This is a genomic window from Cohnella nanjingensis, assembly GCF_014212125.1.
In the GTDB taxonomy this organism is placed as follows: domain Bacteria; phylum Bacillota; class Bacilli; order Paenibacillales; family Paenibacillaceae; genus Cohnella; species Cohnella nanjingensis.
The window spans coordinates 120,717-142,049 of the sequence record NZ_JACJVP010000047.1 but is presented as its reverse complement, the minus strand read 5'-3'; the positions used below and the strand labels follow the sequence as shown (position 1 = coordinate 142,049).

The 21,333-nt window shown below is 53.8% G+C and carries 15 protein-coding genes; 12 read left to right on the top strand and 3 right to left on the bottom strand.

Annotated elements, in window-relative coordinates:
- Nucleotides 1-180 precede the first annotated feature (180 nt).
- Nucleotides 181-1,269 (top strand): stalk domain-containing protein, encoded by a 1,089-nt coding sequence (locus H7C19_RS28055; RefSeq protein ID WP_185672394.1) that lies wholly within the window; start codon nt 181-183, stop codon nt 1,267-1,269.
- 142 nt (nt 1,270-1,411) lie between these two features.
- On the opposite strand, the gene H7C19_RS28050 is transcribed toward H7C19_RS28055, so the two are convergent.
- Nucleotides 1,412-1,597 carry a DUF2524 domain-containing protein gene (locus H7C19_RS28050; RefSeq protein ID WP_185672393.1) on the bottom strand — a complete coding sequence of 62 codons (186 nt, stop codon included), beginning with the start codon at nt 1,595-1,597 and terminating at the stop codon, nt 1,412-1,414.
- Between the two features lie 236 nt (nt 1,598-1,833).
- On the opposite strand from H7C19_RS28050, the gene H7C19_RS28045 reads away from it, so the two are divergent.
- From H7C19_RS28045 to H7C19_RS27995, 11 genes are all read left to right on the top strand, one after another.
- Nucleotides 1,834-3,306, top strand: a complete 1,473-nt coding sequence (locus H7C19_RS28045; protein ID WP_185672392.1) for a polysaccharide deacetylase family protein — start codon at nt 1,834-1,836, stop codon at nt 3,304-3,306.
- Between the two features lie 46 nt (nt 3,307-3,352).
- Nucleotides 3,353-4,666 carry a nucleotide sugar dehydrogenase gene (locus tag H7C19_RS28040; protein WP_185672427.1) on the top strand — a complete coding sequence of 438 codons (1,314 nt, stop codon included), beginning with the start codon at nt 3,353-3,355 and terminating at the stop codon, nt 4,664-4,666.
- A 32-nt stretch (nt 4,667-4,698) separates the two neighbouring features.
- Nucleotides 4,699-6,570: a glycosyltransferase family 2 protein gene (locus tag H7C19_RS28035; RefSeq protein WP_313732026.1), complete on the top strand. Its 1,872-nt coding sequence runs from the start codon at nt 4,699-4,701 to the stop codon at nt 6,568-6,570.
- A 36-nt stretch (nt 6,571-6,606) separates the two neighbouring features.
- Entirely contained in the window at nt 6,607-8,373 is a 1,767-nt protein-coding gene (locus H7C19_RS28030) for a polysaccharide deacetylase family protein (RefSeq protein ID WP_313732024.1), read from the top strand.
- 90 nt (nt 8,374-8,463) lie between these two features.
- Nucleotides 8,464-9,510: a glycosyl hydrolase family 18 protein gene (locus H7C19_RS28025; RefSeq protein ID WP_185672425.1), complete on the top strand. Its 1,047-nt coding sequence runs from the start codon at nt 8,464-8,466 to the stop codon at nt 9,508-9,510.
- 1,311 nt (nt 9,511-10,821) lie between these two features.
- On the top strand, nt 10,822-11,355 hold the full coding sequence (locus H7C19_RS28020; RefSeq protein ID WP_185672390.1) for a type 1 glutamine amidotransferase domain-containing protein: 534 nt from the start codon (nt 10,822-10,824) through the stop codon (nt 11,353-11,355).
- A 225-nt stretch (nt 11,356-11,580) separates the two neighbouring features.
- A complete protein-coding gene (locus H7C19_RS28015; RefSeq protein ID WP_185672389.1) occupies nt 11,581-12,669 on the top strand; it encodes a GntR family transcriptional regulator in 1,089 nt (362 codons plus the stop codon).
- A gap of 229 nt (nt 12,670-12,898) precedes the next feature.
- The gene (locus H7C19_RS28010) at nt 12,899-13,810 is read left to right on the top strand and encodes an ABC transporter permease (protein ID WP_246469855.1); all 912 of its coding nucleotides are present in this window, start codon (nt 12,899-12,901) and stop codon (nt 13,808-13,810) included.
- Between the two features lie 13 nt (nt 13,811-13,823).
- A complete protein-coding gene (locus H7C19_RS28005; RefSeq protein ID WP_185672388.1) occupies nt 13,824-14,714 on the top strand; it encodes a carbohydrate ABC transporter permease in 891 nt (296 codons plus the stop codon).
- Nucleotides 14,715-14,831: 117 nt separating this feature from the next.
- On the top strand, nt 14,832-16,508 hold the full coding sequence (locus H7C19_RS28000; protein ID WP_185672387.1) for an extracellular solute-binding protein: 1,677 nt from the start codon (nt 14,832-14,834) through the stop codon (nt 16,506-16,508).
- 20 nt (nt 16,509-16,528) lie between these two features.
- On the top strand, nt 16,529-18,715 hold the full coding sequence (locus H7C19_RS27995) for a glycosyl hydrolase family 95 catalytic domain-containing protein (RefSeq protein WP_185672386.1): 2,187 nt from the start codon (nt 16,529-16,531) through the stop codon (nt 18,713-18,715).
- A 175-nt stretch (nt 18,716-18,890) separates the two neighbouring features.
- Here the strand turns inward: H7C19_RS27995 and H7C19_RS27990 are convergent, their stop codons facing one another.
- Entirely contained in the window at nt 18,891-20,030 is a 1,140-nt protein-coding gene (locus H7C19_RS27990; RefSeq protein WP_185672385.1) for a GNAT family N-acetyltransferase, read from the bottom strand.
- On the bottom strand, nt 20,027-21,304 hold the full coding sequence (locus H7C19_RS27985; RefSeq protein WP_185672384.1) for a Gfo/Idh/MocA family protein: 1,278 nt from the start codon (nt 21,302-21,304) through the stop codon (nt 20,027-20,029). Before H7C19_RS27985 ends, H7C19_RS27990 begins: the two co-directional genes overlap by 4 nt.
- Nucleotides 21,305-21,333: the final 29 nt, after the last annotated feature.

Genomic DNA, 21,333 nt, shown 5'->3' with positions numbered 1-21,333 from the left:
TAGTGACAAACGTCATTCGATCGGGATGACGAGAGTCAGATGATGGTCCAATTCGTAACAGGTAAACGAAGTGAGTTGTGCCTGAACTGCAAATGATGAACCTTTCTTGGATGAAAATCGTTTTTTATAGACCATCGAACAGACGGGCGATTGCCCTGCACAAGAAGGGATTGTTGACAAATGAAAAGAAATCATAAGAAAAGAAAGCTCCTTGCGCTTACGCTTGCAGCAGCGTTTCTGTCGTCTCCTATGCTGACATTGCCGGATCATGCGGCCGCCGCGGCTTCCAAATCAAAATATAAGATTGCAGCACAGTCGTTCAGCATCGAAGGAACCAAAAAGAGCATCGGTACGATCAATAACGATAGTTCGACCTACATTGCGCTGCGGAACCTGAATACGGCCTTGGGTCTAGGCACCGACTTCGATAAGGCTACCCAGGTTGTTCGAATTTCTGGAAAGGGCCGATTGTTGAAGATTAACCTCGCTAACAATGCCATCACCTTGAACGGTCAACGGATGACCGGACCTCAAGCGATCGTTCAAGATAATACGACGTACCTCCCGCTTCGCTTCTTGTTAGAGCGCATGGGCTACGATATTGCCTACGAGAACAGTACGAAGTCGATTGGAATTCGCAAAGTACCGGAGAATGATTTGCAGATTCAATCCAAAGCGATCGGCGCGAACGGAGATGGCAAGTCCTTATTGGTCTACTACCCCGTGATCTCGGGATATGCCAATACGGAGGCGCAACAGAAGATTAACGCCTATTTGAAGCAGGAGGCCGACAAGCATATTGCGGCTGGGGCAAAAGAGATGGACCCGGTCGTAAAAGAAAACAATAAAATCTTAGCCAAGAACCCTAAGGCCGTGATCCGGCAGCCCAGCTTCGACGGACGATATACCGTAACGAATAACGAGAACGGGAAGCTGAGCCTTTACGTGGATTATTATATCGATTTGGGGGGAGCGCATGGGGTTACGGCTCGCGTTCCTTATACGTTTGATCTGGCCACGGGCGATCTGCTCACGTTGAAGGATGTAACGGAAGGGAATGCCGATTATGTATCCATCATTAACAATCAGATTAAGGAGCAAATTAAAAACCGAAAATTATTATTGCATACGCCTTTTAAGACGATAGAGGCGGATCGCGATTATTTCCTCAACCGGAATGGGGTCGTTATTTACTTCACGCAATATGAATACACGGCATTTGCGGATGGGATGCCAGAATTCGTGATTCCTTATTCGGCGTTTAAATAACGGTACGGAATGGTTGCTATGGAACGCGGCTCGCCCGGTAACGGGAGGCCGCGTTTTTGTTCGTTTGTCGGGGGAACGCCAAGAGCCCCTTCGGCCCAGCTGGATGGAAGGGGCTGAAGCGAATCGCATCATGCAGGCAGGTTCAAGAGGGAGGGATATCGCACTTGTTCAAGATGAACGAGATCTGATTCTCGAGGCGGTTGATCCGCTCTTGATCCTCCTGCGTTTCCGTTCCTCGTCCGCGAAGTTCCGCAAGCTCCTGATTGAGCTGAGGAAGGTCCTCTCCCGCGCGGGCGCAGTCGTAATTGCTCTCCAAATTGTCCAACATCGCAAGTCCTCCAAACGTTAGGGTGATTTCCTTATTGTGGAGGACTTTATTTCTTTTTATGCCCGCAGGGGAGAAGGACGTTAAGAAATTGTTCAGTCCTCGATGTTACAATGAGTGGCATTGCATTCAAGGGAGGCCGTTGCAACAATTTACCACAAGAATATTCCTCCTCTTCCCGTTACATTGGTAGAGATCGATGGATGGGACAAGACGGCGGAGCAGGAGTGAGAAAGCGCATGAATACATATCCCTCAACGGGAAATCGGCTTCGGCGATCGGGTTCACGGCTGCTGCTGGCGGTCGTGGGGATCGTCTGGATGTCGGGCTGCGGACTGTTCGGCGGCAGCGGAAATGCGGGCGATCCGGTCCCGGGCGCATCGAAGGCGGAGCCGGAGATCGTCAGATACACCGGGGAAAAGAGCAAAGTGATCCCCTACGTCTACACGGCCAAGCGGGAGCTGTCGCTGACTTTCAACGGCATGGGCGACGACAAGACGATGAAGCGATTGCTCGACGAGCTGGACCGGTACGGCATCAAGGCGACCTTCTTCCTCCCCGGCATGCGGGTCGCGGAAGAGCCGGACGTCGCCAAAGAGATCGTGGCGCGGGGGCACGAGATCGAGAACAATACGCTGAATCGCCTTGATCTCACTAAACTCGGCTACGAGAAGATCTACAAGGAAATTCAACTGAGTAACGAGATCATCCGGCGCGAGACGGGCATGACGCCTCAGTACGTCCGAACACGGTCTGGCGACTACAACGATGACGTCCGCTTGGCCGCGGCGCATAACGGGTTGAAGGGCGTCGTCGGGTATAGTTTGTTCTTGCACAATTGGCAAAGCGAATCCGAACAGGAGAAGTATCTGTATGTTCGTAAGCATATCACCCGCGGTGGCATCATCAACATCGATACGGAAGAAGACAAAGCACTGCTGGAGGCTGTTCCGATGCTGGCCCGCGCGGCCGAAGACGTCGGCTATTCCTTCATTCCGGTAAGCAAGCTGATTGCTCATGGCGGCATTCGTAAACCGCTGGAAGAAATTAAGGGCTACGATGCGATTAAGCTGAACCCGAACTACGGTAACGCGAAGTACAACCTCATCTCTAGTAACCGGGCTACGCGTAACAAAGAGGTTGCACTGACATTCGATGATTGGGGCACCGATTATACCGTAACGAAGATTCTGGATATTCTGGAAAAGTACGACGTCAAGGCAACGTTCTTTCTTCGCGCAAATGGAGTCGAAGCGAATCCCAATTTAGCAAGAGCCATCCTCGAAGCGGGCCATGACGTGGCCAACCATTCCTACTCGCACCCGGTCGTGACCACGCTAACGCCGGAACAACTGCAGAACGACATCTTGAAGGCGCACCAAGTCATCACCGAAGCAATTCAGCAGCAGCCTACGATGCTTTTCAGGCCTCCGACAGGTGAGATCGACGACAAAACGGCTAAGATCATCTCTGCGATCGGATTCCCGAATATCGCGCTCTACGACGTGACGACCTTCGACTGGGACGATCACAATAGCGCCAAAGACATCGAGAACAACGTCATCAATCAGACGCAGAACGGGAGTGTCATCCTCCTGCACATGCTCGACGATATTCATACGATCGAAGCGCTGCCGATCGTCATAGAACGTCTAAAAAAGAAAGGCTACGCGTTGGTCAAAATGGCGGATCTGATCGGGTTGAACCAATAGCGGGGGAATGGGAGCGTTTGTCATGGGAGTAACGGAAGCATTGGAAATGGGGCTCTACGAGCGAATCTCGGATCGGCTGGAGCCGATCGCGGTGGTGGGGTTGGGCTACGTCGGACTGCCACTCGCCGTGGCGTTCGCCACGCGGGCGGACGTGATCGGGTTCGACGTCAGCGCCCTGAAGGTTGAGGGCTACAAGCGCGGCATCGACGCGACGGGAGACCTCGGCGACGCCGCCGTCCGCGACTGTACGGCGACGTTCACATCGGACGAGGCCGCGCTGTCGCGCGCCCGCTTCTTCGTCGTCGCGGTCCCTACGCCGATCCAGAGCGGCAACGTGCCGGATCTGCAGTACGTAGAGAGCGCGAGCCGTCTCGTCGGCCGCAAGCTGCGGCAGGGCGCGATCGTCGTGTTCGAATCGACCGTCTACCCGGGCGTGACGGAGGAGATCTGCGTCCCGATCCTCGAGGCGGAGTCGGGATTGCGCTGCGGCGTGGACTTCAAGGTCGGCTACTCGCCCGAACGGATTAATCCGGGAGATCGGGTCCACCGCTTGGAGAACATCGTGAAGATCGTCTCGGGCATGGACGCGGAGACGCTCGATACGGTCGCGCGGGTATACGAGCTGATCATCGAAGCGGGCGTCTACCGCGCGGACAGCATCAGGGTCGCCGAGGCGGCGAAGGTCATCGAGAACGCCCAGCGGGACATCAACATCGCCTTCATGAACGAGCTGTCGATGCTGTTCAACCATATGGGCATCGAGACCAAGGCGGTGCTGGAGGCGGCCGGCACGAAGTGGAACTTCCTGAAGTTCACGCCGGGGCTCGTCGGCGGACACTGCATCGGCATCGATCCGTATTATCTGACCTACAAGGCGGAGGATACCGGCTACCGGTCGAAGATCATCCTCGCCGGCCGCCATATCAACGACGGGATGGGCCGCTATGTCGCCCAGCATCTGATCAAGATGCTGGTGAAGCTGAAGCAGGATATGAACGGCGCCCGAATCGGCATCCTCGGCTTGTCTTATAAGGAAGAGTGCGCGGATATCCGCAATACGAAGGTCGTCGATATCGTCCAGGAGCTGGGGGAGTACGGCATCGTCCCGCTCGTAGCCGACCCGTTGGTCGATCCGATCGCGGCCGAGGAAGAATACGGCATCTCGCTCACTGCTCTATCGGAGATGCGGGATCTCCACGTCGTCGTCGTGGCGGTCCCGCACCGGGTGTTCGCCGATATGGACGTCCGGGATTTCGACAAGCTGTATGCGGCCGACGCGCCCAAGACGCTGCTCGACATTAAGGGCGTCTACGAGAGAACGGATTTTGCGCGCGGCGGCTATCACTATTGGAGCCTGTAATGATCTTAGCTTGGCGGATTGGAGACTTCACCGTGTGGAAGAGAAAGAAGGACAAGCCGATCGTCGAGGTGCTGACCGTACCGAGAGAGGATCGGCGAACGCTGAGCAACGTGCCGGATCCCGAGAAGATCCGCACGACGGTCGATCGGCGGGGGGCGAAGAGCGACGCCGGGAGCGGCGAAGAGCGGGATGCCGATTACTTGAACCGCATCCGAATGCTAAGCCTTCGCTATGTAGCGGACTTTGACGTCCTCATCGTCCCGGCGGGAACCAAGAGACGCGGCGGCATCAAAGGCCGCTCTTCCGATATCTCCTCGACGGGACTGCTCGTCTCGCTGGGGGAGCGGACGGACCGCATTCGGGTCGGGGACCGGGTGAACATCCGATTCCGCATTCCCCCCGGCACGATGCCGGAGGGCTTCGAATCGTCGGTGAACACGTACGCGACCGCCGTCCGGACGTTCGCCCGCGAGGACGACGGACGGGAGAAGGCGATGCTCGCCTTCGAGTTCGAGCGGCCGCTGACGGAGTACTTCCAGCGCAAGCGCTGGGGATATTCGGTCTACATGGCCAGCGGCATGCTGTTCGTCGCGGCGGCCTTCGTCATGCTGATGCGCGCGGAGAGCGTGATTTATTTTAAGTACAACAGCCTGCTCTATCTATACAGCCTGATAGCGGCCGCTTTCCTGCTGTCGCGTTATCTGTTCGGCGCCTTCTACCGGGACGTGCCGATCAATCCCGAATATACCCCGGGCGTCTCCATCATCATTCCCTGCTTCAACGAGGAGGAGTGGATTCACCGCACGATCCTCAGCTGCGTGAATCAGGATTATCCGATCGACAAGCTGGAAGTGATCGTCGTCGACGACCGCTCGACGGACGATTCGGAGGCGCGGATCCGCCGGGTCATCGAGATGGTCCATCAGGAAGCGGAGCGGTTCGCCACGCGGGACCGGCTGAAGATGCACGTGCTCGAACGGAACGGCGGCAAGCGCGTGGCGCTCGTCAAAGGGGTGGAGATGGCGAAGCACGACCTGGTCGTGTTCGTCGACTCCGACAGCTTCCTCGAGCCGACGGCGATCCGCCACTTGGTTCAGCCGTTCCAGGACCCGCGCATGGGCGGCGTCGCCGGGCGCACGGATGTCGAGAACAAATTCACGAATGCGGTCACCAAGCTTCAGACCGTGCGGTATTACATCGCCTTCCGGATTATGAAGGCCGCCGAATCGTGGTTCGACAGCGTCACCTGTCTGTCCGGGCCGTTGTCCTGCTATCGGAAGGACCTGATCCTGAAGCATGCCGACGCCTGGCTGACGCAGAAGTTCCTCGGACAGCCCGCCACGTTCGGCGACGACCGGAGCATGACGAACTTCATCCTGAAGACGCATCGCACGGCCTACCAGGACTCGGCGATCTGCTCGACGATCGTGCCGTCGAAGACGAACGTGTTCCTGAAGCAGCAGATGCGTTGGAAGCGTTCCTGGCTGCGGGAGTCGCTGCGGGCAGGCACGTTCATCTGGCGCAAGGAGCCTTTCATGGCGCTGTTCTTCTACATCGGCTTAATCGTGCCCATCGCCGCTCCCGTAATCGTCCTGTACAACCTGGGCTATGTGCCCCTCGTTCACCGGGTGTTCCCGGGCACGTTCCTGATGGGACTCTTGATGATGGCGCTGCTGATGAGCCTGGCGCATCTGTTGTTCCGCAAGAGCCGGCTGTGGGTGTTCGGGTTCGTCTTCTGTCTCTTCTACGAATTCGTGCTGCTCTGGCAGATGCCCGTCGCCTGGGTCACCTTCTGGAAGTCGACCTGGGGGACGCGGGAGACGCCGCAGGATATCGAGGCGAAGAACAAGAAAGCCGCGCGGAAGCGGAAAAACAGAGAAAGAAAGGCGGGACTTCCTCTCTAGGACCCCGCCCGATACATGGGGTGAGGAGAGGCAGACATGGGAATGGGAAAACGAAGCGCTGCCCTGGATTATCGCAAGAAAAACCGCCGCAAATTGGTCAAAACGGTGCTGCAGCTGGCGTTCTTGTTCGCGGTGGGCTACTTGCTGTTCCACACGCTGGTTGACGTGAAACAGTACGCCGAGCCGGACCGCTCGCAGTGGAAGAGCGACAACGGCTTCATCGCGCTGTCCTACTTCGGCGTGAGCCGCTCGGGCACCCCGAAGCTGATGTCGAAGCGGCAGCTCGACGAGCAGCTCCGGACTTTGAAGGATCAGGGCTACGTCACGATCTCGCAGCAGGACGTGCTGGATTACTACCGCGACGGCAAAAAGCTGCCCGACAAGGCGCTGTTCCTGGCCTTCGAAGACGGCCGCAACGACTCGAGCCTGTTCGCGCAGCCGCTCTTGGAGAAGTACAACTTCAAGGCGACCTTCCTCTCGTACGCCGACAAGATGGGGGACGGACAGCGCAAGTTCGTCCAGCCCGGCGGCATGAAGAAGATGAAGAAGACCGGCTACTGGGAGCTGGGAAGCAACGGATACCGGCTCTCGTACATCAACGTCTTTGACAGCGAAGGGAACTTCTTGGGCGCGAAGGACGAGAAGGATCTGCGGAACAAGATGAATATCGACTACTATAACCATTATCTGATGGACTTCATCCGCGACGGCGATATGATCCCCGTGGAGGACCGGCAGCAGATGGAAGCGCGGATCGGCGCCGATTACGCCAAGATGAAGATGATCTATACCGACAAGCTGGGGTACGTCCCGGGCGTCTACATGATCATGCACGCCAACGCGATGGGCCAAGGCATGAACCGGCTCGTCTCGAACGCGAACGACGCGAATATCCGGCAGATCTTCCAGATGCACTTCAACCGGGAGGGGAACGCCCTCAATGCGCGGTCCGGCGAGCTTTTCGACCTGACGCGGGTTCAGCCCCAAGCGTACTGGTACACGAATCATCTGTTGATGAAGATCCAGAAGGACACCGGGCGGGAGATGAAGTTCGTCGTCGGCGACGCGGGACGCGCCGAAGACTGGACGGTCGTCCGCGGCGCCGCGCAATTCATCGGCAATCGCATCGCGCTCACCTCGGAGCCGTCGGATGCCGGATTAATGGTGCTCAAGGACAGCGCCCAAGACCGGGATGTGGAGCTGTCCGCGACGCTGGCCGGGAATGTCGTCGGCAAGCAATCGCTGTATGTGCGGTACGACCGCCGGCAGGATAGCTACGTGCGGGTGACCATGGACAACAACATCGTGACGATCGAGCAGAAAAAGCCAGGTCAGGCCGCCGAGACGCTGCTGTCCCGCGAGCTGGATCCCGTCCATTGGAAGGAGACCGATCTCGCGTTGAACAAAGCGACTGTGTATGCCAGAGATCAGACGTTGACGCGGGACTTGACGGAAGAGCGGCAATATCCGATTAATATTAAGGATACGAGAAAGCTCCGCATCTCGATTCAGGGGGATCGGCTGAGCGTCAAGGCGGACAAGACCCTCTTGCTTGACGGTCAGGCCATCGACGGCGCGATCGGCGCGGGCGAGGTGGCGCTCGGGTCCGCGCACGACGCGCAGAACAAGCAGGACGACATCTACGACGCCGTGTTCGACGACGTGAAGGTGACGGCGTTGGATCCGGATGCGGAAGCGGGCCAGGTGCTGTACTACACCGGCTACGCCGGCGTACAGAAGGTGATCGGCGGGGCCAAACGGACGTTCAACGACGTCGTGGACTGGATGATCGAGACCTTCTGATCGAGGGAGGGCAGAGCGGCTTCGGGATACGGCGGTAAAGGGAAGGGAGGCAGAAGGATGACATCCGAGCGCAAGCTGCCAAGGCGGCGAATGATAATTGCGACCTCGATCTTGGGCGTGGCGGTCGCGGCCGCCGCGCTCTTCGTCTCCGTGAAGCCGGGCGCCTTCGGCGCGGCCGATCCGAAGAAGACTCCGCCGCCGGCGCGCTCCGCTTGGCTGGCCGATTGGCATTGGGAAGCCGGCGTGACGGATCTGAAGGCCGCGTCAGGAGAGCTGACCAGCTTGCAGGTATTCGCCGCATACTTTGACGAGTCGGACCGGCTGGTCTTCACGCAGGAATTCCGCGAAGGCTACGATTCGATTCGCGAGGCGGCCGCGGAGAACGGTACCCGGCATCTCGACTTGACGCTGGTCAACGATATCCTCTATGACGACGGGACGGAGCGCCAGAAGGATTCGGCGCTGGTCGGCCGGCTGATGGCGAACGAGCAGAGCCGGGCTCGGCATCTGAAGGATATTCTGGCCGCGGTCGAGATCTACGGATTCGATGGCGTGGAGCTCGATTACGAGAAGATCAAGGACGGCGATTGGGCCAAGGCGAGCCGCTTCATCGCGGACTTGCACCGGCAGCTTCAGGCGAAGGGCAAGACGCTGCGGGTCGTGCTCGAGACGCGGGCGCCGATCGAGAAGGTCAAGCTGCCTCCAGGCCCAATCTACGTCATGATGGCTTACAACCTCTACGGCGGCCACAGCGGTCCGGGTCCGAAGGCGGACGAGGCGTACATCAAGAAGACGGCCAAGCGGCTGGCTCAGCTGCCGGGAGACCCCTATGTCGCGTTGGCGGCGGGCGGATTCGACTGGAGCGCGTCGGGCGAAGCGAAGGGGATCACGGAGAAGCAGGCGGAGGAGCTGACCAAGCTGAGCGTCGGCACGCCGGTGCGGGACGCGTCGAGTGGGAGCCTGCACTTCGACTATCGGGATGAAGGCGGCGCGAAGCACACGGTCTGGTATGCGGACGGCGAGACGCTGTCCCGGTGGATCAAGGCGGCCAAGAGCGCCGGGCGCGGCAACATCGCGCTCTGGCGGCTCGGCGAGCTGGGCGAGGGGACGCTGGGGGCGTTCGGGGCGGGGCGGTAGGGCCGCGCGATAGGTGCAGCGGTAGGCGTTAAGCGCAGCGGCGGGGCGCGATAGGCGCAGATGTGCGCTGTGGGGCGGTGGTAGGTGCAGCGGTAGGCGCGATAGGCGCAGCTGTGGGCTGTGAGGCGGTGGTAGGTGCAGCGGTAGGCGCGATAGGCGCAGCTGTGGGCTGTGAGGCGGTGGTAGGCGCAGCGGCATGCGGAAGGTTGGCGGGGCGCTCAGGTGCTACCGTTCTGATAGAGCAGCGATCTTTATCCCCTCCACACGGCCGCCGCGTCGCGATTAGATGCATTTGTACAACTAAATTAAGGGTAACAGGGGGTTTCAGCCCATTTAGTTGCAAAGGTACAACTAAATCAGGCTTTTCGTGGGAAAACGTGCTGTTTTGATGAAATTAGATGTACGATTGCATCTAATTGTCTCAAATGCTGCGTTTGCGGGAGAATTAGATGTACTTTTGCAACGAATTGGCATGGGCATCCATAAACCCATCCGAATCGAACTCCTTTTCACTCGCTCGTGTAAGGCGTCACTCTCATTGGGGAGCGGCGTTTTTTTGTTTTATTCGCGCATGCAGGACTTCGACCGGGTTCCCCCGCCTTAGAAAACTCTAATATACGAGTTTGCCAAGATCCGGTTCGATCCGCCCTGGATGGGTAAGTAGAGAGTGCAACATCATTACACCCTTGAAGGAGTGATTCACAATGGCACGAACAGAGCAAGACACCATGTCTAGGCAAGAGGCTGGACGAAGGGGTGGCGAAGCGACGGCAAGGACCCATGATAGGGATCACTACGAACACATCGGACGCCAAGGCGGAGAATCAAGGGACGCTAGGGAAAATTCCAACCATAATCAAGGGCGCGGCAACATGCACAGGGACGATAACGGCAGGTTCGCGAGCGGAAAATAGAGCTGGGCATGACCCGGGGAGCGATCAACTCGCGAACTGGCGCGCATGCTAATATAACCCGGAGTGGAATAGGAAGTGATTCCGTTGCAGCAGAATAAGAGCGAAGCGCGGAATGGCGAAGCCTATACGGGCATCGCCAAAATCACGGCCACAGGGCTTGAATGACGATTGCACCACAGCCAAGGTCCGCTAGGCTTCACGAATCGGACCGCTTCACGGGCAACCGTTAACCGGGCAACATGGCATCCGCGTTTCCATAATAGACGGAAGGGATAACGAGGCGACGAAGCTCGCCTATCGGGCCCGATAGCAGGGAATACTAAGGGAGAGCAGGCCGCAGATCGATACCGGTGCGGCCTGCTTTTCTCGTGAAGAATGAAGGAAGGAGACGATGGCCATGAAGCAAAGCGTCAAGAAAGTAGCGTTCCTGCTGGCGGACGGATACGAGGATTCGGAGATGAAAAATCCATACGACGCGCTGATCGAGAACGGCAACGACGTCGACATTATCAGCACCCGCAAAGGCGCGGAGCTGAAGGGCAAGAAAGGCACGATTACTTATACCTCGCACCTCGCGGCCTCCGAGGCGAACCCGGACGACTATGAAGCGGTCGTCATTCCCGGCGGCAAGTCGCCGGAAGCGCTGCGGGAGGATCCGGCCGTAATCGACTTCGTCACCAAGGCGAGTCGGGCGGGCATTCCCATCTCGGCGATTTGCCACGGGCCGCAGGTGCTCGCGAAGGCGGGGCTGCTCCAAGGCAAAACGCTGACGAGCTACCCCGGCATCCGGGACGAGGTCGAGGCGGCGGGCGGCACATTCGTCGACCGGGAGGTCGTCGTGGACGGCAACCTGATCACGTCGCGCGGACCACAGGACGAGCCGGCGTTTATCCGCGAGACGATCGACAAGCTGGGCGTATCCGCGTATTGAGCGCCGCAGCCGGCGAGAGAAGGGACCGAAGCTTAGGCGGGAAAACTAGCGATGGCTAGGGCGCCGGGGACTCGGTCCCTTTTTTGCGTGGCGGTGGAGATGGGGACGGATGATTTTCCAATTTGCCGGTTGAAAAAAAGTCGTGGACCTCATTCTGTATCAAAAAACTTGACTCAGTTATAGCAAAAAGTTAATGTGGTAATAAAAACAGGGAGATTTCATTTTGTGACTAAGTACATGAATCTTAAACAAGATATACATAGAAGACTAATGAATGGGGAATGGACAGAAGGTTATAGACTGCCATCCAGCAGAGAATTTGCAGAATATTACGACTCCAGTGTGAATACGGTGGAGAAAGCCATTAAAGAATTAGTCCATGAAGGTTGGCTCATCCGGGATAGCCGAAGAGGAACATTCATGGATAAAAGGAAGCTTCATGTTCAGAGCAGCACGAATCTGGTGGCTGCTTTCGTTTTTGGCATTGAAAATCCGCTGTGGTCGGCTGCATTGAGGGGAATAGAAGATGTACTATATTTACAGGGATACCATCTGATAAGTTCAAGCAATGATCGAAACTTGGAGAAGCTGGAGGTCCTTGTAAGAGGAGCAGTGGCAAGAAAAGTCGAAGGGGTTATATTATGTCCCATTATGAGTCACGGGCATGAAGACATTAACAATCGAATCTTCTCTCTCCTTCAAGATCATGGCGTTAAAGTCGTATGCCTGGATCGAACCGTATATAACAGCAATATTCCCTATGTAACAAGCGATAATATTACCGGGGCTTATCATTTAACAAAGTTGCTAATCAATCATGGCCATCGTCGTATCTTATTTATTCGAAATTCGAACATCAGTACAATGAATGAGCGGCTGTTGGGATTTAAACAGGCGATTCTCGATTCCGATTTCGAATATTCCGAGGAATTTGATGTGATCATACCCACCAAAATGGAGGATTTCTCCGACGAATTTGATTGGTATTGTGAAGTGATTGAGCAGAAAATGAAACAATTGCGTTTTACGGCTGTATTTACGGCGAATGATCAAATTGGGGAAGCGGCCATTCATTCTTTAAAAAAATTAAAATATAGCATACCTGAGGATGTATCGCTTGTTACCTACGATGCTGATAATTTATCCCGTAAAATGAATATCCATGTAACGGGAATTTCGCAACCTTTTTATGAAATGGGACAGTGTGCCGCCAAACTGTTGCTCAATTTGATTGACGGAAAAGGAGATCCATATAATATCGGACAAGTTTGCCAATCCAATATCGACATTGGAGAGTCCGTTAAGTCTATTTAGTTGACCATAAGCCAAAACAGAAGACGACCTTATCCGGATAGCTGGATAAAAGGTCGTCTTTTTATGTGTTAACGGATGTATCAAAAAATTAAGAAAAAATGATACATTGTAAACTTATTATTGACACAGGTGTATAACTATAATAACATCTGACTTGCCGAAGCGAATGATAAGCGCTTTCTTTGGTGAATAAGTTGAAGCTCATGTTCTGGAAAGGAAGTGGAGCGGGTTGGCAGGTCTTCGTACTTTTTTCGGTAAATCATGGAATCAGCGATATTTATTTTTAATGGTATTACCCGGCTTTCTCATTGTGTTGGTGTTCAGCTATTTTCCGATGTACGGCATACAGATTGCATTCAAAAAATACAGTGCGGTGCGAGGGATATGGGGCAGCGAATGGGTTGGCCTTAAATACTTCATTATGTTTTATAAGGACCCGACTGCGTTGAGGGTTCTGAAGAACACGCTGCTCCTGGGGATCTATTCCTTGCTATGGGGGTTTCCGGCCCCCATCATACTGGCATTGCTATTTAACGAAATCAAAAACTCCGTCTTCAAAAAAGTGGTTCAAACGATTTCCTATTTGCCTCACTTTATTTCGACGGTGATCATCATCGGGATTGTTCGGACTTTTACGGAAAGAGAAGGGTTATTTAACAAAATCGTCTCGCTATTTGGCGCCGATCCGATCGTGTTTCTTTCGGAGCCAAGCTGGTTCAGGACCCTCTTTATTAGCACGAATATATGGCAGGGCATCGGATTCGGCACCATCCTATACTTGGCTGCATTAAGCGGTGTTGATCCTACCTTATACGATGTCGCCAATATCGATGGCGCCAGCCGTTGGAGAAAAGTGCTGAATATCAACTGGCCCCATATTAAATCGACGACGATTATTTTACTAATCTTTTCGGTAAGCGGCATATTGGGCACGGATTTTCAAAAGGTGCTGTTGTTGTACAGTCCGGATACATACGAAGTCGCCGACGTACTCGGTACGTTTCTTTACCGGGAAGGCATCATAGGAGCAAGGTTCGAGTATACGACGGCAATTGGACTTTTCCAATCGGTAGTTGCTTTTATCCTGCTTGTCGGAGCGAATCTGATCAGCCGAAAAGTTTCGGAAACAAGTCTTTGGTAGGGGGGGGTTGGAGATGGTTGGCAAAGAGGGCATCGGATCAAGAATGTTCGACCTACTAAATATAGGTATCATGCTGCTTCTCTGCGTGGTTATGCTCTATCCGTTCTTAAACGTAATCGCGGTATCCTTAAGCAATTCCGAACATATCCTCCGGGGCGACGTTACGATTTTTCCAAGAGGATTTAATATAGGCGGATACAGCTACATATTTAAAGACCCGTTTCTATATTCGGGATACGTGCATTCGATCATCTATGCGGCAGGATCTACATTGTTTATGTTGACCTTTACTTCGCTCATGGCGTATCCGCTTACCATTGCCGATTTTGTTGCGAAAAAGTTCTTTGCGATTTTTCTGGTCATTACGATGTTCTTTAGCGGCGGCATGATCCCCACGTATTTGCTTATTCGCAGCCTCCACCTGCTTGATACCTATTGGGTCATGATTATTCCGGGTTGTATATCGGCCTTTAATGTATTGTTGTTCAGGTCGTTTTATCAATCCATTCCGGCAGATTTGCGTGAATCCGCTGTCATTGACGGCGCCAATGACATTCAAATTTTGTCCAGGATCTATTTGCCGCTTTCAAAACCGTTATTGGCTACGTTTGCATTGTTCGGAATTGTGGGGAGCTGGAACGGATGGTTTGAGGCGCTGATCTATCTGAATGACGAGAACAAATATCCGCTGCAATTAATTCTCAGAAAGTATTTATTTACGGTGTCCTTCGGAAACGGTGCCGGGACGCAAGCGATGCAAGCGATGCTGGCGCAATTGAAAATGGATCCGAGAAACATTCAAATGGCGATTGTGGTCATTGCGATGTTTCCAATCATGTTAATCTACCCGTTTCTCCAAAAGTATTTTGTAAAAGGCGTCATGATCGGGGCTGTTAAAGGTTAGCCATCGCCATATCGTCGGTGACGGAAGGGAGGGGATTTCCTGCAACATAGGCATAGCAAGCCATTAAAGGAACAGTAGCGCGCAAAGGGTAGTCAAGAAAAAGTTGGAGGGGTTCATATGAAGCAACGTCATCGGCTCTTTTCACTGATTCTCGCGTTCTTATTCGTCGCGGGAACCATATTGGCGGGTTGCAGCTCCGATAAACAATCAAAAGACGGGGCAAAAAACGAAGAAACAGAAAAAAGTACAAATGATGCGGCACCATCGGGCGACACCCTAAGCTTTTCCGTTACTTTGCCTTCTTTCGGCAAGAAAATCGAAGATGCCATGGTGCAAAAAGAATGGGTAGCCAAGATGGAGTCCCTGTTAGGCAAAAAGCTTGACATTAAATTCAACTACATACCTATAAGCGAATATAGCGATAAGTCGAAGCTTCTGCTCGCCAGCGGAAATCTGACGGATTTGGTATTGATCATGGACAAAGGCTTGTTTAATCAGTACGAAGAAGAAGGCATGTTTAAAGATCTTAGCCCCTATAAAGATGAGCTGCCTAACTACATGAATTTGGTTGATCAGGCGACAAGCGGCGAGATCAAAGCCATCCGGTCCGACGGTAAATTTTATGGATTATGGAACATCAATTTGCCAAGACAGGCCAAAGACAAAGGAATGGGCGTATACACGCCGGCAACTTACCGCTACGATATTTTTGAGAAAAATAACATGAAGCTTCCAAATACGATAGACGAACTGTACGAAGCTGCCAAAAAGCTGAAGGAGCTGTATCCGAAGTCGTTCCCGGTCAACACCCTATGGAATTCGTTTGATTCTCTCTTCTTCGCTAACCATAACGGCGGAGCTAAAGTGTACTGGAACGGCGAGAAGTATGTATTTGGGCCGACGGAAGAATCGTATAAGGAAGCTCTGCAATTTGCGAACAAACTATACGCCGAGAAATTGCTGGATCCGGAAGTGTTCTCGGATAAAGACGATGCAATCAAGAAGAAGATCATGAACGGAACGAATTCCATTTTGCTGCAAAGCTGGTTTAACTTCGCCGCAGACTGGAACCGTTCGGCAACGGGAGGAGAAAAATTCGTGATCTCCCTGTTCCCGGACAACCCGAAGTACGGGAAAGCTTGGCAGAGCATTAACGACTTCAGCACGGTAGGCGTGGATCAAGGTGCGGTGATGGTCGTAAATGCCAAAGCAAAGAATGCGAAGGAGTTAGTTCAGTTGATGGATCTGCAATATAAACCGGATATCATCGAACTGGTAACATGGGGGATTGAAGGGACGACATTTACAAGAGGCGCCGATGGCAAGCCTACGTTTGTCGATTCCATTAAAAAGGCCGACAATGCTTGGGAAGAAGGAGACAAATACGGGATGAGAGCAAGCAGCTCGTACCGCCCGGGCTTGCAAATGGCGATCGATACGATGGCTTTCGTCGATTTTGCCCCGAACGACCTTGGTTACGTCAATGGCAATGTCATTGAAAAGCCGTGGGAAACGGCTTTCGCGGATATGCCTTTTCCGAATGCGTATACGCCTCCCATGGTGAACGAGCCTTTCCTTGAGTTTACCGATGACGAACGGGAACAAATGACTTCGGTTATGTCTCCGATCAACACTTTCGTAGCTGAAATGCAAAACAAATTTATTAACGGCAAAGAGAGCTTCGACAACTGGTCAGCGTTCCAAGATAAAATGAAAAAAACGGGCGACATCGATAAAGTCCTTCAGATTTACGCCGATGCACAAAAGAGATATCAAGACAGATTAAATAAATAGTGGTACTGGAGTGAAGACGGTTGAAAAGCGAATGGAAAGAGCGAATGGCCAAGTATAACGGAATCTTCACGGAGCCGCCCCAAAACATACCTACGGACAAAGTGGTAGACGGCCCTATAATCGGAAACGGCGATGTCGGCGTAGTCCTTAGCGGACCGCCGGAACGGCAGCGTCTATGGATATCGAAAACCGACTTCTGGAAAGCGAAGCGGCTGTATCCGAACGGCAGTCCATGCTTGCTCGGAGGAATCGATATTCGAATACCCGCATTGGCAAACGCTGCGTATTACAGCGAACAGCGGTTGCTTGAAGCGGAGGTTGCATCGGTATTCCGTAATGACGGGACATCGGTCGCCCTAAGCTACTGGGTTTCGACTGGCGAGAATGCGGTAATCATCGAGCTTTCTTGTGAAGGTGAAGCCGTACCGGTCGAGGTTGACTTGTGGGTACAGCAAGGGAATGAATCCGTGACCGAGGAAGGATATCAGGATGATGTGGCGTGGGCGTCTCGAAAGTTTAACGGCGCCGACCTCGATTGGACGACAGAAGGCGCAATCGTCATGCACTGTTTGGGTGGCGGACGCAGTTCGTTCCTGTTACAGCCGGGAGTAAAAGCAGCTATCGTTGCATACGTATTGACCAATCATAATGAAGAAGATTATCTGCTTGAGTCGGTTAGAAGAGCCGGACTTCTGGACGAAAGCCGAATCGAGAGGCTTCGTTCGGATCACAAACAGTGGTGGAGCCGGTTTTGGGCAAAATCCGGGATTGAAATCGGCGACGATGTGCTGGAGAAGTTTTGGTACGGCTCTCACTACATCATGGCTTGCTGCAGTCGCAACAAGGCATTTCCGCCTGGCTTGTTCGGCAACTGGATTACGACGGACGACTCTGCCTGGGCGGGGGATTTTCATTTGAACTACAATTACCAAGCCCCTTGGTGGGGCGTGTATTCCTCGAACCATGTCGAATTGAGCGAACCCTACGATACGCCGTTGTTGGAATATATGCCGAACGGACGCAAGTATGCCGAACAATATTTAGGCTGTAAAGGAATCTATTACGATGTCGGTATAGGACCCAAAGGATTACCGACTGCCTTGTCCACTACAGAGACAAGCAAAAAATATGAGCACGGCCATTTATTTTTAGGGCAAAAAAGCAATGCGGCGTATTGCGCAATCAATATGCTGATGCGTTATTACTATACATATGATTTGCAATACGCGAGTCAGAAGGCGTATCCGTTCCTGCTTGAAGTCGCCGATTTCTGGGAGGACTATCTGAAGTTCGAAGGAAACCGTTATGTCATCTATCGTGATGGGATTCACGAAGTCCCTACGTTTACGGATTCGCATTCCGACGAGGAATGGCTGCGGGAGTTCGAGGACAAAAATCCGATCCTCTCGTTAGCGCTAATCCGGGCCGTATTCAAAGGGCTGCTGGAAATGTCCCGTGAATTGGACCTCGATGCCGACCGGCGGGAGAAATGGTCGCATATCTTGGCGCATATCAGCGATTTTCCAACGTTCGAGCGCGACGGAAAAACGATATTTCGCTTAACGGAAGAAGGACGAGATTGGTGGAATGATAATACGCTGGCCATTCAGCATGTATGGCCTGCAGGAGCGATCGGACTTGACTCGGATCCGAAGCTGCTTGAAATAGCCAAAGATACGATTACCGTTCTGAACCGTTGGACGGATTATAATGGTTTTCCAACGATATTTACAGCTGCGGCCAGGGTCGGATACGATCCGGAGGCCATCTTGCGCGAGCTGCGCCGTCAGTGTCTTGAGCATAGCTATCCGAACCTGTTTATTTTCTTCGGCGGTGGCGGCATTGAGTGCTGCAGCGGCGTACCTTCGGCGATCAACGAGATGCTCATTCAAAGCCATGAGCATGTAATGAAGTTATTTCCCGCCTGGCCCCGTGAAAGAAACGCCAGCTTTACAAATTTAAGAGCAGTCGGAGCATTTATAGTTTCTAGCGAACTAGCAGATGAAAACGTGACCTACGTAGACATCATAAGCGAGAAAGGCAGAACCTGTAAAATCGTCAACCCCTGGCCGAAGGAAGAAGTTGTGGTTATGGAAAAATGCGGAGATACGCATCGGGTTATCGATAGGCAGTTGTCCGGAGATATCCTTTCTTTTGCTACGGAAGCCGGCAAGAGCTATTTCTTAAGTTCAGGAAGGCAACAATGAACCGTCAAGACGACAAGTTCCTGGACATTACCGATTTAAACGAGCTGCCGACGAAGTTGGTCAGAATCATTGCAACAAAATAGAGCACCGTAGCAGTGCTCTATCATTTATCCGAAGTTAGGGGAGAGGCATGATCCGGAGAAAATTCCCTCGGACGTTTGTCCGAGCGCCCTGATTATACGAAGTTCAAACTGTCCGTATAGGGGAACGGGAGCGGGAACCATTTGGCCGCAGCTTGGCTCCATTCCGCGGACAGCGGCAGATCAGGTTGGGGGTCGAATAGAAGCGACACGAATGCCTCGCGGCTGAGTTCGACGTCGTGAAGAGCGGGTAGCGATAGGATCGCTCTCCCGTTTTCGCCGTTCTTCACGCTCAAATGCCGGCCGGCGATCGGATCGATTTCCTCGAAGTAGGGCTTTAACTGCACAAATAAAGTTTCCGCATCGAACACATATACCGTACCTTGATTCCGTCTTTTTTCCATGGGAGCATCGCGCAAGGCTTGGAGCAATTCCTTCTCGTACCCTTCCGCCGTAAGCGTCAGCTGTTCCAGACCGGCGCCAAGCATGACGTTGGACGCGATTTGAAGAAACGCCCCGATCTCGCCGGCCCATTCTACGATGACGGGAGCCGCTCCTTGCGACGAGGGTCCGGGCAACGCCACGACGGCGAAAGCGGCGGGATTGCCGTTTCTGTTGGCGACATAGACGCGCTGGGTCATTTTCCGGCTGCTGATATTCGCTTCCGTACGGATCAGCGCAGAGAAATCCCATAGGCTCATTTCGTAAGCGAACCGGCGTGCGGAAGCCAGACGATGGAGAAGCGGCGTATCCCGGTGAAGCGCTTCGGTTACTTGAATATCCGAGAGACGATTCTTCCATGATTCGGCAAAAGCGCGATCGAGCGCGAAACGGTAAACTTCCCCGAATTTCAAACATCCGGACCGGGCGTACAGCGGGCCGTCACCCGAGACGAGCAGCAGGGAGGCGCCGGCTGTACGTCCGTATGCCTGGATTTCGTTCAGCACCCGGCTCGAGTAGCCGCGATTGCGGGCCTCCTCCATGCAATATACCGATCCGAGGGAGAAGACGGTTAAGCCGGCGCTCCCTATACGTACAGTTGCAGGGACAAGGCCCATGAACGCGAGGAGCTTGGAGTTCTCAAACAAGCCATGCGAATGCGAAACGGCTTCCGAGAAAATAAACGGAAACGCCGTTCCCATCGAGGACATCCCCGGAGCGCGAAAAATGGCATCGGCCGCATCGATTGCGGATTTCATCTCTTCTTGCCGGACGAGTCGAATTTCGGCGGTCATCGCGAATCCCTCCCTAACAGCGTCAATTCGTTGGTATACCGGTTCATGTCGATGACTTGGTGCGTAAGCCGAGACTGCTCTGCCGCGAAGGCCATGAGGTGACTTTGGACGGAAGCCTGGGCGGATGTTCTTCTTTCGCCGCTGCCGTCGCTTATCGAGCTGATGAAATTCGCGATCATAAGCGAATCTCCGCCGCCATGGCCGATATGCCCGTCAATTCCTTCTAGCGTGATGAGTTCATTCTCGCTTCTTCCGAAGCGGATGATTTCAATCTCGTTCTTATCCATCGCTCCGCGAATTTCGCCCCGCGTCCCCATCAATTTGATCGTGCGGTGGTTCTCGTTCGTAAAAGCGCTCATGGTGAACGCAGCCGTCACTTCGTTGGCGAACTCGAGATTGACCACTTGATGGTCCACTACGTCATTGTCGCAATGGTAGACGCAGCGTCCGTACGGCCCGGTCATCAGGGCTGCGGCTCTCGCTTTGTAGCTCATGTCGTTGGAGATAACGGAGGTCGGCCAATCGGTGTTGTCCGTCAAATAAGTGTTCGGCGCATAATACAGACATGCGTTCTGCGCCGGACAGCCGTCCAGGCAGCGAAGCGGCGCGCCTTCCGGCGCGTTGTCGGAACGAAAATGGGAAAGCGAACCGAAGGAAGACACCCGGACGCAGTCCGCTCCGGCAAGCCACAGCAAAATGTCCATGTCGTGGCAGGACTTGGCCAGAATCATCGGGCTGGACTCGTCGCTTCGGCGCCAATTGCCGCGGACATAGCTGTGCGCTTGGTGCCAATATGCGACATTTTCGTTATGCTGGATGCTCATAAGTCGGCCGATTGTTCCTTTTGCCAGCAGTTTTTTCAATGTCGCGAAAAAAGGAGAGTACCGGAGCACGTGGCAAATATCGAAATGTGTGCCGATTTCTGCCGCTTTCGCTCCCATCAGCAAGCATTCCAGCGGATCGGTCGACATCGGCTTTTCCAGCAGGACGTGATATCCGGCTTCCAGCGCTTGGATGGTCGGCTCATAGTGCATCCTGTCCTGCAGACAGATCAGGATGGCGTCCGCTGTCTTCGGCGCAGCCAACATATCGCGCCAGTCTGCGAACGTATTGCCGTCTTCGATACCGTGCAAATCGCGAAATTCCCGCCTGCGGGCCGGGTCGGCTTCGGCCACCGCCACGACTTTCGCTTCCTGAGGATGGGTCAACGCGTACTTGGTGTAGACATGGCCTCTCTGGCCGGCGCCGATCAGCGCAATTTTCACTGGATTCATGGGGCTCACTCCGATTTCTTATAGGGATG

Excerpts from the sequence above, each read along its gene's own strand:
- H7C19_RS28055 (WP_185672394.1), top strand. The coding sequence starts at position 181 with ATGAAAAGAAATCATAAGAAAAGAAAGCTCCTTGCGCTTACGCTTGCA.
- H7C19_RS28050 (WP_185672393.1), bottom strand. The coding sequence starts at position 1,597 with ATGTTGGACAATTTGGAGAGCAATTACGACTGCGCCCGCGCGGGAGAG.
- H7C19_RS28045 (WP_185672392.1), top strand. The coding sequence starts at position 1,834 with ATGAATACATATCCCTCAACGGGAAATCGGCTTCGGCGATCGGGTTCA.
- H7C19_RS28040 (WP_185672427.1), top strand. The coding sequence starts at position 3,353 with ATGGGGCTCTACGAGCGAATCTCGGATCGGCTGGAGCCGATCGCGGTG.
- H7C19_RS28030 (WP_313732024.1), top strand. The coding sequence starts at position 6,607 with ATGGGAATGGGAAAACGAAGCGCTGCCCTGGATTATCGCAAGAAAAAC.
- H7C19_RS28025 (WP_185672425.1), top strand. The coding sequence starts at position 8,464 with ATGATAATTGCGACCTCGATCTTGGGCGTGGCGGTCGCGGCCGCCGCG.
- H7C19_RS28020 (WP_185672390.1), top strand. The coding sequence starts at position 10,822 with ATGAAGCAAAGCGTCAAGAAAGTAGCGTTCCTGCTGGCGGACGGATAC.
- H7C19_RS28005 (WP_185672388.1), top strand. The coding sequence starts at position 13,824 with ATGGTTGGCAAAGAGGGCATCGGATCAAGAATGTTCGACCTACTAAAT.
- H7C19_RS28000 (WP_185672387.1), top strand. The coding sequence starts at position 14,832 with ATGAAGCAACGTCATCGGCTCTTTTCACTGATTCTCGCGTTCTTATTC.
- H7C19_RS27990 (WP_185672385.1), bottom strand. The coding sequence starts at position 20,030 with ATGACCGCCGAAATTCGACTCGTCCGGCAAGAAGAGATGAAATCCGCA.
- H7C19_RS27985 (WP_185672384.1), bottom strand. The coding sequence starts at position 21,304 with ATGAATCCAGTGAAAATTGCGCTGATCGGCGCCGGCCAGAGAGGCCAT.